This is a genomic window from Desulfitispora alkaliphila (genome assembly GCF_050433185.1).
GTDB lineage: Bacteria > Bacillota > Desulfitisporia > Desulfitisporales > Desulfitisporaceae > Desulfitispora > Desulfitispora alkaliphila.
Genome location: NZ_JBNPXS010000006.1, coordinates 64,046 through 78,019, shown reverse-complemented (window position 1 = coordinate 78,019; position 13,974 = coordinate 64,046). Strand labels below are relative to the sequence as shown.

Here is a 13,974-nt window from a genome sequence, read left to right as displayed (position 1 = left end):
TATATTATTATTATTTAGCTCTTGGTCTTTTTTACCTCCAAAAATCTTCTAAGTTCTTTAGTTCTACAACAGCTCCCGAAAGCTTATCCGCCAGCGATGTAGCTTTCCCCTGGGTAAAGTCTCTATATTTAATATTCTGGAAATCAACTCCATAGGTGGGTATCCCTAATTCTGTACTGTACTTAAGTACTTCAAGGTTCAATTTGTTTCCGGTTCCAAATGGAATAGGTAAGAGAATAACGTAATTTGCGTCACTGACTAATTGTTTGTTTTTACTAAAGGCACTCTCAGATATAGGGGAAAAAGGTGCTTCCTCTGCTATTTCAAGCTCCAGGGATTTGGCAGTATACCAATCTGTATCCTCTATGTTTATAACTCCTACAGTGACATGATAGCCTCTTTGCACCAGCTCTTTCATAACCGAGCTTCCAATACCCCCACCGCAAACTAAATGAACCTTACTTCCAGTTCCTGCTGAACTAAAGTCATTGGCAAAGGGAGCATTTTCTAAAATGCTAATTTGAGGCACTCCAGTCAAGGGATGAGAAGTTATTAGAGGTACACTACCGTAAACAGCTTTAATATTCTCTCTAGTTATTACTTCACTTGGCTTGCCAGCTGCATACACTTTACCTTTATTTAACAAAATCAGCTTTTGACAGAATCGAGCAGCTAAATTTAAGTCGTGCAACACTATTACAGAAGTCAAACCCGTGTTTTTGTTTAACTCTTTAATCAAGGAAAGTGCTTCAATTTGATGGTTTAAATCCAAATTGGCAATCGGCTCGTCAAGCAGCATCACCTGAGGCTCCTGGGCTAAAGCGCGGGCTAAAACTACCCGTTGCCGCTCCCCCCCACTGAGAGCAGCCACACTTTTATCCCTTAAATGCCAGGTATTAGTTAACTCCATTGCTTGTTTCGCTACATTTAGATCTTCTTTTGTCTCGCTGGCAAAGCGCCCCTGATGAGGCATCCGCCCCATCAGAACTACTTCCCATACAGAAAAGTTAAAGTTTATTATAGTATCCTGGGGGACAACAGCCAAACTTTTTGCCAATTCTTTTGCCTTGAGCTTAAAAAGCTCTTGTTCACCAAAGTAGATCTTTCCCAGTTGAGGTTGAAGTGCTGCAGAGATTGCCTTAATTAAGGTAGATTTTCCCGAGCCATTGGGACCGATTATTCCTACAACTTCACCTGGCTCTATATCTAAGGTCAGTTCATGCAAAACCGGATCGGTGCTATAACTAAAGTGAACATCTTTAATCCTTATTCCTATAGTCATCTATTGCCACCACCTATACTGACATGCTCTTTTTTCTAGTACGCAAAAGATATCCAAAAAAAGGCGCTCCTATTAACGCGGTAATCACACCTACTGGCAGTTCTGAAGGTGCTATTACTGTACGAGCTATTGTATCTGCCCATACTAAGAAGATTGCCCCAGTCATAGCTGCTATGGGAATCAATACTCGATGATCAGGTCCCCAAATCATTCTGACAATATGGGGAATAACTAGCCCCACAAAACCAATTGTACCAGCCATGGAAACCGCAAGGGCTGTAACCAAAGTGGCCAAGAAAAGTATCAGTATCTTAGCCTTCTCTACTGCCACACCTAAGTGGTGAGCAGTTTCCTCTCCCAGAGCCATGGCGTTAAGCTCTCGGGACAATAGCCACAAGGCAATCATGCCTATAAACACCGTGGGGATGGTATAAATCAAATAGTCCCAGCTCCTCAAGGATAGGCTTCCCATAAGCCAAAACACCACTTGCTCCAGATTGCTATATGATCTTGTTAGTAGAAAGGAGAGAATCGCTGTCAAAAAAGATCCCACTACTACCCCTGCTAAGATCAGTGTCTCAACTGCCACCCTCCCCCCAATTTTAGCCAACTGGTAAACTGCACTGATGGCAGCCATTGCACCGATAAAAGCCAATAGTGGCACTAAACCAACTGTTTTAGCTCCAATTACAAATGCCATTACAGCACCTACTGCTGCTCCCGACGAAATCCCTAGGATGTAAGGGTCTGCCAGAGGATTTTTTAACAGACCTTGAAAAGATGCTCCTGCCACTGCAAGAGATGCACCTACAACTCCCCCAAGCATTATTCTCGGGACCCTTAGATTATAAACAATCATCTCTGCAGTAGATGTCCAATCGGGGACAATCAACATTTCACCTACTACTGGCAGTTTATAAATTAACATCCGCAATACTAATAGGTAATGTAATTGAGCACTTCCCATGGTTACACATATTATAGCTGTTATAAAGAAAGCCGGTACTAAAATCAGTAGCCCCAGCATCAACTTTTGCTTCCAATAAATAGGCATCCCGCTCTCCACCCCTATAATTATGGTTAAAACAGTTCTGGATACAACTCCTCAGCTACTGCTTCTAGGCCTAAAACCGCCCTATATGTAGGTCTGACCAAGGTATTAGTGTCTATATCATCTATAATTCTGTCCTCTTTGACCGCTAAGAGCTCTTGCCATCCTATACGAGCTTTAACATCCTCAGCGGAATAATGGGGGTGAGTTCCTAAAATTATAACCTGAGGATTATCTTCAATTAATTGTTCCTGGTTATACTGAACCCAAGATTTCTCGACCTCAATTATATTTACTCCACCGGCCAGCTCTATAATCTCATGTTGTAGTGATGTTTTACCAACTGTATACAAGGGCTCCCAGCCCACTTCCATAAATACTGTTACCCTGTCCTCAGCAGGTATAGCAGAAACAACGTCAACTACTGAATCAACTCGCTCCTGCATCTCATTAACCAGCTCTTGAGCTCTTTTTTCAGAATTTGTAGCTTGCCCAATAAGCATAAAAGCCTCATAGATTTCATCAAAGCTCTGCGCTTCAAAAGCTAAGGTTTCAATTCCAAACTGAGAGAGTTCATTTAATAGCATTCCATTGGTGGATTCCATACCTATTACTAAATCGGGCTCTAAGGATACCAACTTCTCAACATTTATATTCCAATCTCCTACCTTTTCATAATCAGCCGCTGCTTCAGGGTAATCACAGTTTGTGGTTACGCCCACGATTTGGTCTTCTAATCCTAAGTCAAATAGTATTTCTGTTACACTGGGAACCACTGAGACAATCCGCATAGTTTCTTCATCTTTTTCTTGCGCCTCATTATTCTGAGTTTGTCCACATCCAGTTAATACTAAGGCTAAAGAAATAACTACTACACACAGCCCTGTTAATGGCCATTTCCTTATACTCCTCACATCAATCAACCTCCAGTCTTCAGATCTTTAAGAAATTCTTCTTCTGAGCATTAAAATCCTGCTGAAAATTCAGTCTTTTCCATTTGTATCATTATGGTATAATGGAAAAATAGAAAATTTAGAGGAGGAGCAACATGATTTCAATTGATTTTTATCTGGTTTTAGCATTTGTATTGTACTTAGCATTTGTACTATCCGTAGGACTAATCTTTTATACTAAGACTAATAAAATGTCTGACTACATCTTGGGCGACAGGAAACTCAATAGTTGGGTAGCTTCCCTTAGTGCACAAGCTTCGGACATGAGTGGTTGGCTATTACTTGGACTTCCAGGCGCAGCTTATGTATCAGGAATTGAAGCTGGCTGGATTGCCGTAGGACTTGCTATGGGTACTTATTTAAACTGGAAGTTCGTAGCGGTCAGACTGCGCAAGTACACTGAAATAGCTGGTAACTCCCTCACTATTTCCGATTACTTCGAAAATCGCTTTAGAGACAAATCTAAGGTGTTACGCGTAGTATCAGCAATTTTTATTCTCATATTTTTTGTTATTTACACTGCTTCAGGTTTTGTGGCAGGGGGTAAACTGTTTGAAACTGTCTTTGGAGTACCCTATTTAACTGCACTAACCTTAGGCGCACTGTTTGTTGTCAGTTATACCTTCCTAGGTGGTTTTTTAGCAGTCTCGTGGACTGACTTTATCCAGGGAACTATGATGCTTTTTGCAATTATAATAGTACCCCTTGTGGGAATTCAGCTGTTAGGTGGTTGGAATTCAACTGTCAGTCAAGCCAATGCCATAAACCCAGAGCTGATGAACCCCTTTACTGCCATTGACGGCTCACCTATAACTGCTATAGCTATTATATCCTTATTAGCATGGGGCTTGGGTTACTTTGGACAACCTCATATATTAGTACGTTTTATGGCCATCAGTTCTAGTAGTCAGGTTAAGAAGGCGCGGATTATAGCAATGGTTTGGGTAACATTATCCCTATCTGCAGCAGTACTAGTGGGATTAGTGGGAAGACTTTATCTAGCTGAACCCTTAGAAGGGCCAGCCACAGAAACTGTTTTTATGGTAATGGCACATCAGGTATTCCCATCCCTTGTTGCTGGTTTCTTGCTGGCAGCAATCTTGTCAGCTATTATGAGTACAGCTGACTCTCAACTATTAGTAAGTGCTTCTGCACTAACAGAAGATCTATATAAAGGATTGCTAAAGCCAGATGCAGGAGATAAAGAACTGATTTGGATTAGCCGCTTAGCCGTTATCGGGGTTTCAATTATTGCTTTCACCCTGGCATTGAATCCAGATGAAAACTCAGTCTTGGATCTAGTGTCCTATGCTTGGGCAGGCTTTGGAGCAGCCTTTGGACCTACAATTCTCCTTTCATTGTATTGGAGTAGAATGACTAAGATGGGTGCTCTAGCAGGTATTGTAGTAGGTGGGCTTACAGTAATTATATGGCATAACCTAAGTGGAGGCCCTGCAGGAATTTTTGAACTATACGAAATTGTCCCCGGCTTTATTCTATCTGCCATTGCTATTTATCTAGTAAGCTTAAATGGCAAAGAACCTAAGCCAGAGGTAATAGAAGAATTTAATTCAGTAGAAAAAAGCAATATCTAAACCACTAAAGAAGACCAGTAGCGAAAGCTACTGGTCTTCTTCTATGAATACCTCTCCTTAATCCACGCTATGGCTGTCTCTTTATCATTTACTTCTCCTCGCAACAAAGCCCCTTCTATGTTCTTCATAATTTGTGAATACAAGGGCCCTGGCTCTAAACCCATTTCCATTAAGTCACTGCCACTAATAGGCATTTTAAAGTATTCACGCCGCTTGAGATAATACAATACTCTTTCACTATCTATGTTATCACTATTTGCACTTAATACAGCAATAGACATTGGGCAAAACTCTCTTAAATTAGTATGCATTTCTTCAAGCCAATCAACTCCGCAATCATTGATGTTATTCCATTTTACTTGTATTTTTTCCATGTTTTGAACTATCATACTATCTGTTTTACTCAGAACATAGTTCTTCAGCTTTTCTATCCATTGAGGATGAGGGTAAAAAATAACGGCTAGATAACAAATCCACTTATTAGTACCTACGTTTTTCAAGCCCTCTATATCCTTTAAAATATTTTCCAGGATTTTAATTCTCTTAATAGCTTGCTGGTTGTAAAAGCCTTCACCTATCAAGTAGTTCCAAATACCCAGTTCTTCAAGTCTTCTAATTGCTTCTAAAGGTTTTTCCTGATTTAATACCACCTTAAGCTCTGAACCAATTCTCACATGAGATACAGATGAAATCAAATCTACTGCATCCAAAGCTAATTCTAAAGTGCGAAGGTCCATACGAAATCCATATCTGTGTTCAAAGCGAACAGCTCGCAAAATCCTAGTGGGGTCCTCAACAAAGCTCAGATTATATAAAACCCGCACCTTACCCATGCGCAAGTCTAGACACCCGTGAAAGTGGTCTATCAAACGCCCTTGATTGTGTGTATTAAGCTGAATTGCCATGGCGTTTATGGTAAAGTCCCTGCGATACAAATCTTCTTTTAAGTTGCATCGCTCAACCTGAGGTAAGGCAGCAGGATAGTCGTAAAATTCTCTTCTGGCAGTAGAAATATCTATCCTCTGGCCACTCATTGTCTTCCAAGTAGCAGTACCAAACTTTTCATGACTGGCCACTCTACCACCCATCTTTTCAGCCATGCGGTTTGCAAATCTTATGCCATCTCCTTCAACCACCACATCTACGTCCTCATTAGCGCAACCTAAAATCAAATCCCGTACAATTCCACCCACTAAGTAGATAGACTCTCCCCATTGGTCCGCTTCCCTGCCCATGGCTTGGAGGATGTGATAAATTTCAGAAGGTATATTTTCTTCTAGCATCTTGTGTACGTTCTCTTCTATGGGTGCAGTCAAAAGAGCACTAGAGGGGGCACCTTTAACATTCTCTCCGTGAATGTAGCTGAGAACATCACTGCGAGAAATGATACCCACTAACTTTCCAGTTTGGCATACAGGTAATCTACCCACATTATACTCAATCATCATGTTCTGAACTTCTTCAATTGTGGCCCTAGGCCCAATTGTTCTAACTTCTTTACTCATAAAGCCCTTTACTGGCGCATGACTTAAACCGTGGTGACTAGCTTTATCCACATCTCTTCTAGATATTATTCCTACAATATCCTCACCTTCCACTACTGGCAGACCTGTATGTCCATATCGCAACAGAATTTTGGCCACGTCTTCTATCTTCGTATCGGGGGCAACAGTTTTAACCGGACTGCTCATGATATCTACCACTGTAGCCACCGGTGTTATTGCCACATCCAAAAGCTTTTCCACTTGTTCCGCCAAACTCTCTACTTTTCCTTCTTTCACAGTTGCCGATGCAGCTTTGGGGTGTCCCCCACCACCAAAGACAGACATAACCTTAGTTACGTCCAGCTGCTCTACGTCTGATCTACCCACAATCCAGGTTTTGTTGCCCATTCTCACCACTAAAAATAGTCCATCTACAGCAGTTACTTCCATAATTTTGCGGGCGATTACAGCTAAACCGCCCTGATAATGTTCCTGCTGATGAGTGGTAATAGCAATATCGATACCCTTAAAGCTAATTTCTCTGCTATTCTGAACTAGATTACTAAAGAGCTCTTGCTGCTCTCCTATAAGAGACCTCTCAGAGAATTTTGCCACAACCGCTAAATTTGCACCCCATTCTAATAAATAAGAACCTGCCCTCAAGTCCCTGGGCGTAGTATTAATATAGGAAAGAGATCCCGTGTCAGTATACAGTCCTAAAGCCATTATTGTAGCTTCAAAGGAGGAAATATTAATCCCTCTCTCTACAATTTCTTCTGTCAAAATAGTTACTGTAGCTCCCAGTGGCTCGACTCTTCCCTTATCAACTGCTACTGTATTTTCCGAAGGGTGATGGTGATCGTAAACAATTAGCTCAGCATCTTGAATATGTTTTTTTATGGTTCCAATCCGTTCTAAGTTTGCTGTATCCACTAAAATTGCCTTGTTTACTACGCTCCAATCTATCTGCCCCGACGTATACAGGCTAATAGAATCTCTGTACAAGGCTAGAAATTCCTTTACAGAAGGACTGAGCTTGTCTGGCAATACCAGCTTGGCTTTGGGATATAACTTGCCTGCAGCTACCATAGAGGCCAGTCCATCAAAATCCAGGTTTAAGTGAGATGTTATTATCTGCATCTTGGTTCCTCCCACCTTTGATATGTATATCAATAACTTTATCTTATCTACAACTAATAGTCTAGACATTTATCTGGGTATAAAATCCTATATATGGTTTAAAAGAAAAGCTGCAGATTACTCTGCAGTCTTCATACCCTTCTTATTTAGCTTGATTACTTCTTTCCACGTGTCTCTCATTTCAACTAAAAGACCCTCAACTTCTTCCAATGCCTTAACATCTTTATTTATATTGGCATCGATTAGTCTGTTGTTCATAAAATCATAAAGCGCATACATGTTCTTGGAGATTTCGATTTCCATGTTTAAACTACCCATTAATTCCGCAATGATATCCTGTACTCTAATGATTTTTTCGTTAGCTTCTCCTATTTGCTTGTTCTCTACAGCAATTTTTGCTTGCTTTAGGAATTTCAGCGCTCCATTATACAGCATCAGGGTCAACTCCCCTGGTGTAGCTGTATTAACTGAGCTTTGTTGATATTGCTGGTAGGGATTATTAACTGACACAAACACTTCCCCCTTTGTAAAATTAAATTATATTTTTTATCCCATCATCGCCATAGTCTGTTGATAAAGCCAGTCTGACTGGGAGTTCATCTGCATTAATGCCTTTTCCATGGCAGTAAACTGACTCCAGTAGCGTGATTCTACCATCTGAAGTCGATTCTCCATTTGCTCCATTCGATCTTCAAAACGTCTAATCTCATTGCTCAAGGTACTCTGATCGTAAAGGTTTGTTTCTCTCCCTGCTCGATCAGTAAGAGTTTCTATCCCCGCATTAATGTCATCTCGCATAGTATGACCTATCCCTTCTTCTGCGGTATTGAATAAAGCAGCTACCCCCTCGGGATCCTCAAGCAACTTTTCCCTTAACTTGTCTTCATCTAAGTGAAGAATACCCCTTTCATGATAACTACCTGTTTCAATTCCAATTTGACTGAGCGTGCGCAACTTATCAGGATTAGCCTCATCTCTTTCAAGAATAGGAGATGTCATAGTCATCCGCATATTAGTCAATACGCTTTGTAGAGTTCTACTTCCCCGAAGCATTCCGCTTTTGGCCTTTTCCTCCCACATCTCAACTTCACTTTCCGACATTGCTCGGCGTTGGTCATCACTAAGTGGGTGAAAGTCCCTATGCCTGGGCTCATTCAAACGCTCGTTCAAGTCTGCAACTACCTTATTGTATTCCTCCACAAAGTTCTTGATATTTTCTACCGCTTGGTCCACATTGTGCTCCACTGTCAAGCGAACTGTTTGACCTTTTTGAGCACTGTTAAGAGTGATTTCAGTACCGTCTACCTGAAAGGTGTTAGATTCTCGTTCTATTTCAAGGCCGTTTACTTTTACTTTAGCGTTAGTACCTTTAAACTCTGTTTCAGCTCCAAAGAGATCCTGAAAAAATTTATTTGTTGCTCCATCAGCAACTACTAATTCATCATCATCATTTCTTTCCATTACTTCAAATTTAATTTCAGCATTTTTCCCTGTTGCTTCGGTAGTAAAAACAGCTCCGCCATTTTCATCATGGAAAACATTTATTCCCAAATCGCTTTGGCGTATTTTTTTTGCAAAATCTTCAAAGCTCTCCGCAGTTATTACTTCTGATTTATCGCCATTGCTAACTCTTATTTCCTTATTTACAAAATCTCCAAATGCTTCTGCTACATTGATGTCTTCTCCAGTCACTGCACTTGCCGACGTAGCCATTTGTTCAACTTCTATATTATACGACCCGGCCTGAGCGCTTCCTGTAGCCCTGGCTGTAAAGATATTTTCATTTGATGACGTAGCCTGTCTGCCCATAAATGTAGAGCTCATGCGCAGGTTCATTGTGGAGTTTCTCAGATTTAACAGCTTGGTATTTACATTTCTGTACTCCTCCTGCTGCCATTGGGTCCACGTTTTCTGTTGTTCTAGTCTTTCTAAAGGCTGTCGTTCTGCCTTCATCAGGTCCTTGACCAATTGATCTATATCCATACCCGAAGCCATGCCTGATATTCTCATTAGCTTCCCACCTTCCTACACTTTCTCATCAACAAATATCCCCACTACTTCCCAGATTCTCGCAACTAAATCCAACATCTTTTCTGGCGGAATCTCTTTAATTACGTCGTCTGTATTTCTATCTATAACCTGAACTAAAGTCCGATTAGTTCCTTCATGTACAGAGAATTTAAGTCCACGGTCAATGGCATCCATTAATTCATTGGATGCTTTTACCATTTCCTCTAGGTCTTCAATAGTAACCTCTCTTTTTTCTCCGTTTTTATCTTTTAAGTTTAATTGTTCTTCATGGTTTTTAATCTCAGGTTGCTTATTTATCTCCTTTATCTGGTTGAATGACTGATTATTAGATTCCGGGAGATTGTTAACAGATGCATCAATCTTCACAACTTCATCTCCTTTCTGGCAATAACTATCTAATTTATGTATCGGAATATAAAAAAAAAACTTTAGGCTTTTTGCAAAAAAATTAATTTCTTTGAACTATTGCAATATCAACAAAAGAAATGTAAAGTAAAAGTAATTACTAATACTATTATTGAAATTTGGAGGAATGCTCATGGAAACGATTCAGAAACCAAGTTGGAATACACTTTGGTATCTTGTTGCAATTCCAGGCGGAGACCTCTTGATAGAAGCACAGCGGCTACAGCAGGTGCTTGCTACTAGCTACAACCTATACACTGGCACCCCCCCTCCACTTCACATTACTATATGTACTATTCGTCCAGTTGCTAAAGAGCGAATCCCTTACATAAATAATATAATTGAGACTACTTTAGATGCTCATGATCCTATTAGAGTGACCGCTGAAGACTATCAGTGTTTTTTTGCTCAACACAACAGCTTAGTGCTTAAATTAAAAGAAAATCAAGCTTTGTCAAAGCTCCAGAAGAATTTAATCGGCAATTTAACTGAGATTAATGTTTTAGAACCTTCACCAATAAAAGAATGGATTTTTCATATCACTTTAATCAGTCAACTTTTTGCCAAAACACATATCACCCAAAGGGAGTTTCAAAATATTTGTTCCCGGCTTTCACTCACAAACCGAAAAATTTCCGGTAACTTAGTTAAAATTGAGCTCTGGCGCCCCAGTCTAGAAGAAAACCAACGGGTTATCAGCTCTTTCCCTTTGCAACCCACTTTATAAGGAGGTTTTCATTATGAGAAAGAAAGATTTAATTAAAAACTTGATTGCTAAGCAGGATTATGAAAGAATAGTCGAGTTAGCAACAGAAAATCATAGTCAAACTCTCAAGTATGTGCAAATGCAACTTTTCCACCCTTTAGACAGTCCTATGCGCTGGTATGCCATTGAAACCTTAGGAGTCTTGACTAGACACCTGGCACCTTCAAGAATAGCACCCTACAAAAATTTATTGGGCAGATTTTGGTGGGCAATGAATGAAGAGGGAGGAAATGTCCCCTGGAGCTCGCCTGAGGCAATGGCAAGCATAATTTCAGAAATGCCCGATACCTTTAGCGACTACACACCTCTATTCATCACAAACGGACTAGAGAACCCAATTTGTCATCGGGGAGTGCTTTGGGGTGTTGGTCAAGTTGGAACTGTAGCCCCAGCTCAAGTTGCACCATTCTACCAGGATCTATTACCCTTCCTAGAATCATCAGACCCAGACTTGGCAGGATATGCAGCCTGGGCTTTTGGAAAAACTAAGTGCCAAGATGCATTATCTGAGCTAGTTAAATTACAAAACCGCAGTGAGGTTATATATCTTTTTCAAGATGGAAACCTCAAAGAACACACTATAGGTGAAATTGCATCACAGGCCCTATTGGGACTATCTCAAACTTCTTCTACTAGTTGATTTTTTTGCAGTATAAATGGCAAATTCGAGTTAGAGATGTTATAATATAAGCCAATAGAAGAAAGCTTTTCTACGTATAATTCGAAAGGATGCGAAGAATTTGGCTACCAAGGTGCTCCTAGTCAACGACTCAAAGTTCGAGAGAATGGTACTAAAGGACATACTGTTACAATTGGGATGTAATGTGGTGGCAACAGATGAGTATCAAGCAATTGATCAGCTTCACTCATTTTCTCCTAATATCGCTATTGCTAACTATAATATGAGTGAAATAACAGGAGACAAACTATTAACGCAGTTAAAGGAGCGAGCTCCTGAACTAACCTGTTTTATCTGTTCATGTAGTGAAATTAAACTAGACAACTCCTTTAATAATGTTGTAACGGGAACTTTTACTACTCCTACAAACCCTCAAAAGCTACAGCGAATATTATTTAGTAAGACCACCACTGCTACCAACTCTTGCCCTCAGTGCACAGAAAAATTGGACAAGGGTACAGATTATTCTTTTTGTCCCTACTGCGGTTGTAAACTAAAATGAGGTTGCGGCATTTTGACGCCACAACCTCATTTTTTTATAATAACTCTAAAAACGCGTCTACTCTTAACTTAATCTGTTGCACATCGGATTCACTATAGTCTGTTTCAACCTGTAACAACGGAGTTTTGTGATGTTCTTTTAGGTACTCTTTTAGTGAATAGGACTCTATATTATATGTGTGACATGCCTGCAAAGTAATATCCACCACTCCATCAACCTGGTATTCATCTACCAAGCGACCTGTTATCTCAAATCTTCTATCATTTGGCGAACTACAAGAACAAGGTATGTCCATATACTTTTGAGCAACTGCCTCAAAGGGATCTATTGTCTCATCCACTAAGTCAATGTAGCCCTTAATCCCTGAGCACGATTCCTGCAATACAATCTGAGCTCCTGCTTCCTCTAGGATATCCATTACCTTTTCCTGGCCAATACCTGTAGGTGAACCAGTAACTAAGATTCTAGGTCCTTTAGGCTTATCTATTGTCCCTTTATCTAATGCTGCCTTTACCTCTTGGATTAACTCTTTGACATTAGCTTCAAATCCCTCTCGGTCTACTTGGAAGTTTCTTCCCCACAATACCTTAAGTAAATCTGTAGCCGGCAAAGGCGCAGGATTATTCTTATTTAAAGAAACCAATTCCATTAATAGCTTTCTCTCTCTGTTGTACATGGCTATAACTTCAGAAAGCTTTTCAGAAGTAATTTCAGTACCTATACGCTCCTCTATGTATGCTTTGGTCCGCATAACTTCACGCAACCAATGCTCTTTTCGCCACTCTAGGTTTGTAGTATTGGGAATGTCTAGCACAATCATCGGCTTATCCCGTTGCATCAATTCGTACATCTTTTTCTTACCATCACAGGTAGTTTCAGCCATTACAAAATCTGAAAGATTGAAGAAAGGACATTTCCCACTAACAGCAAAGCCATAGCTTGATTTAATCAGAGGACAGAGGTTTCTAGGTAGTACCTTTTCCGCTTCCATTATCGGCTCCTGTTTAGTAGCACATAGTCCCACAGGAATTGCTCCTGCTGCTTCAATCAGCTCTATGGGTGAAAAAACACAGTAGTAGCCTACTACGTTCCTCCCCCTTTCCTTCTCCTCCTTAAGCATTGCTCCACTCTTGGGTATTAAACTATCAAAATACTCCATCGCCTTAAACTCCATTTATTTTCCCTCCATTTCATTTGCTATTACTGCGGCTCCAAGTGCTCCTGTGACTTGGGGATTATCAACTGCAACTATCTCCCAGCCTGAAAGCTCTTGCAGCATATCTCTCAACACCTGACTCTTAGCAAGTCCTCCTGTAAAGACAACTTGCCCACTTAAATTCACTCTTCCTGCCATAGAGACAATCTTCTTGGCAATAGACTTTAAAATCCCTGCAACTATCTCAGGCTTGTCATTGCCTTGAACCATCAGGTTTAATACTTCTGTTTCAGCAAAAACTGCACACATGCTACCAATTTCCAAGGGCCTTGCACCCTGGGCAAAGCTGTCAACTTCGCTTATGTCCACCCCTAATGCCTGAAGTGTTACCTGCAAAAAACGACCAGTCCCAGCAGCACATTTATCATTTAAGACAAAGTCTTCAACTCTTCCCTCTTGATCTAAATACATGGCCTTACTGTCCTGTCCACCCACATCAATCACACCTGTAGCCTTGGGAAACAGATAATTGGCTCCCTTGCTATGACAGGCAATCTCACTTACTGTTTTGTCTGAAAAAGGCATATGGATTCTGCCATATCCAGTTCCTACAATTTTATTAAGCTGATCTGGCATTACTCCCTTTAACTGGCACAACTCATCTAACACTTGTGCTCCTACTTCTTTTGGAGACCACCCCGTAGGCTTAACAACCCATTTCCAATTACTTCCGTCAAAAATAACTCCTTTTGTTGAAACTGAACCCACATCTATCCCTACTGTATACAATTTCAATCCCCCATTTGTTAGCCTAAGACCACTACTATATTGCATTTCTACCTCAATTATAGACACACTTGCATTGCAAGGACAAGTAATCAATAGTTATACATTTGTAAAATGTTATTCCTGTTAGGAATAGAAGGTATA

At 40.4% G+C, this 13,974-nt stretch carries 13 protein-coding genes; 4 read left to right on the top strand and 9 right to left on the bottom strand.

What is annotated here, in order from left to right; genetic code table 11:
• Nucleotides 1-31 precede the first annotated feature (31 nt).
• The 3 genes from GGQ84_RS03845 to GGQ84_RS03835 are packed head-to-tail and all read right to left on the bottom strand — an operon-like array spanning nucleotide 32 to nucleotide 3,247.
• Entirely contained in the window at nucleotides 32-1,282 is a 1,251-nt protein-coding gene (locus tag GGQ84_RS03845; RefSeq protein ID WP_429159385.1) for a heme ABC transporter ATP-binding protein, read from the bottom strand.
• 13 nt (nucleotides 1,283-1,295) lie between these two features.
• Nucleotides 1,296-2,336 (bottom strand): FecCD family ABC transporter permease, encoded by a 1,041-nt coding sequence (locus GGQ84_RS03840; protein ID WP_429159382.1) that lies wholly within the window; start codon nucleotides 2,334-2,336, stop codon nucleotides 1,296-1,298.
• Nucleotides 2,337-2,362: 26 nt separating this feature from the next.
• Nucleotides 2,363-3,247 (bottom strand): ABC transporter substrate-binding protein, encoded by an 885-nt coding sequence (locus tag GGQ84_RS03835; RefSeq protein ID WP_429159380.1) that lies wholly within the window; start codon nucleotides 3,245-3,247, stop codon nucleotides 2,363-2,365.
• Between the two features lie 134 nt (nucleotides 3,248-3,381).
• On the opposite strand from GGQ84_RS03835, the gene putP reads away from it, so the two are divergent.
• A complete protein-coding gene (putP, locus tag GGQ84_RS03830) occupies nucleotides 3,382-4,881 on the top strand; it encodes a sodium/proline symporter PutP (protein WP_429159377.1) in 1,500 nt (499 codons plus the stop codon).
• A 41-nt stretch (nucleotides 4,882-4,922) separates the two neighbouring features.
• On the opposite strand, the gene GGQ84_RS03825 is transcribed toward putP, so the two are convergent.
• From GGQ84_RS03825 to GGQ84_RS03810, 4 genes are all read right to left on the bottom strand, one after another.
• Nucleotides 4,923-7,505: a CBS domain-containing protein gene (locus tag GGQ84_RS03825; protein ID WP_429159374.1), complete on the bottom strand. Its 2,583-nt coding sequence runs from the start codon at nucleotides 7,503-7,505 to the stop codon at nucleotides 4,923-4,925.
• A 117-nt stretch (nucleotides 7,506-7,622) separates the two neighbouring features.
• Nucleotides 7,623-8,015, bottom strand: a complete 393-nt coding sequence (gene fliS / locus GGQ84_RS03820; RefSeq protein WP_429159371.1) for a flagellar export chaperone FliS — start codon at nucleotides 8,013-8,015, stop codon at nucleotides 7,623-7,625.
• 36 nt (nucleotides 8,016-8,051) lie between these two features.
• Nucleotides 8,052-9,515, bottom strand: a complete 1,464-nt coding sequence (fliD, locus tag GGQ84_RS03815) for a flagellar filament capping protein FliD (protein ID WP_429159368.1) — start codon at nucleotides 9,513-9,515, stop codon at nucleotides 8,052-8,054.
• Between the two features lie 15 nt (nucleotides 9,516-9,530).
• Complete coding sequence (locus GGQ84_RS03810) at nucleotides 9,531-9,902, bottom strand: flagellar protein FlaG (protein WP_429159365.1); 372 nt, start codon at nucleotides 9,900-9,902, stop codon at nucleotides 9,531-9,533.
• Between the two features lie 172 nt (nucleotides 9,903-10,074).
• Here GGQ84_RS03810 and GGQ84_RS03805 point away from each other — a divergent pair, with 172 nt between their 5' ends.
• From GGQ84_RS03805 to GGQ84_RS03795, 3 genes are all read left to right on the top strand, one after another.
• Nucleotides 10,075-10,668, top strand: a complete 594-nt coding sequence (locus tag GGQ84_RS03805; RefSeq protein WP_429159362.1) for a 2'-5' RNA ligase family protein — start codon at nucleotides 10,075-10,077, stop codon at nucleotides 10,666-10,668.
• Nucleotides 10,669-10,681: 13 nt separating this feature from the next.
• Entirely contained in the window at nucleotides 10,682-11,347 is a 666-nt protein-coding gene (locus GGQ84_RS03800; protein WP_429159359.1) for a DVU0298 family protein, read from the top strand.
• Nucleotides 11,348-11,447: 100 nt separating this feature from the next.
• The gene (locus GGQ84_RS03795) at nucleotides 11,448-11,888 is read left to right on the top strand and encodes a response regulator transcription factor (RefSeq protein ID WP_429159356.1); all 441 of its coding nucleotides are present in this window, start codon (nucleotides 11,448-11,450) and stop codon (nucleotides 11,886-11,888) included.
• A 34-nt stretch (nucleotides 11,889-11,922) separates the two neighbouring features.
• Here GGQ84_RS03795 and GGQ84_RS03790 read toward each other — a convergent pair whose 3' ends face one another.
• Together GGQ84_RS03790 and GGQ84_RS03785 are read right to left on the bottom strand one after the other, a co-directional pair.
• The gene (locus GGQ84_RS03790; protein WP_429159354.1) at nucleotides 11,923-13,062 is read right to left on the bottom strand and encodes a double-cubane-cluster-containing anaerobic reductase; all 1,140 of its coding nucleotides are present in this window, start codon (nucleotides 13,060-13,062) and stop codon (nucleotides 11,923-11,925) included.
• Entirely contained in the window at nucleotides 13,063-13,833 is a 771-nt protein-coding gene (locus GGQ84_RS03785; protein ID WP_429159351.1) for an acyl-CoA dehydratase activase, read from the bottom strand.
• Nucleotides 13,834-13,974 lie beyond the last annotated feature (141 nt).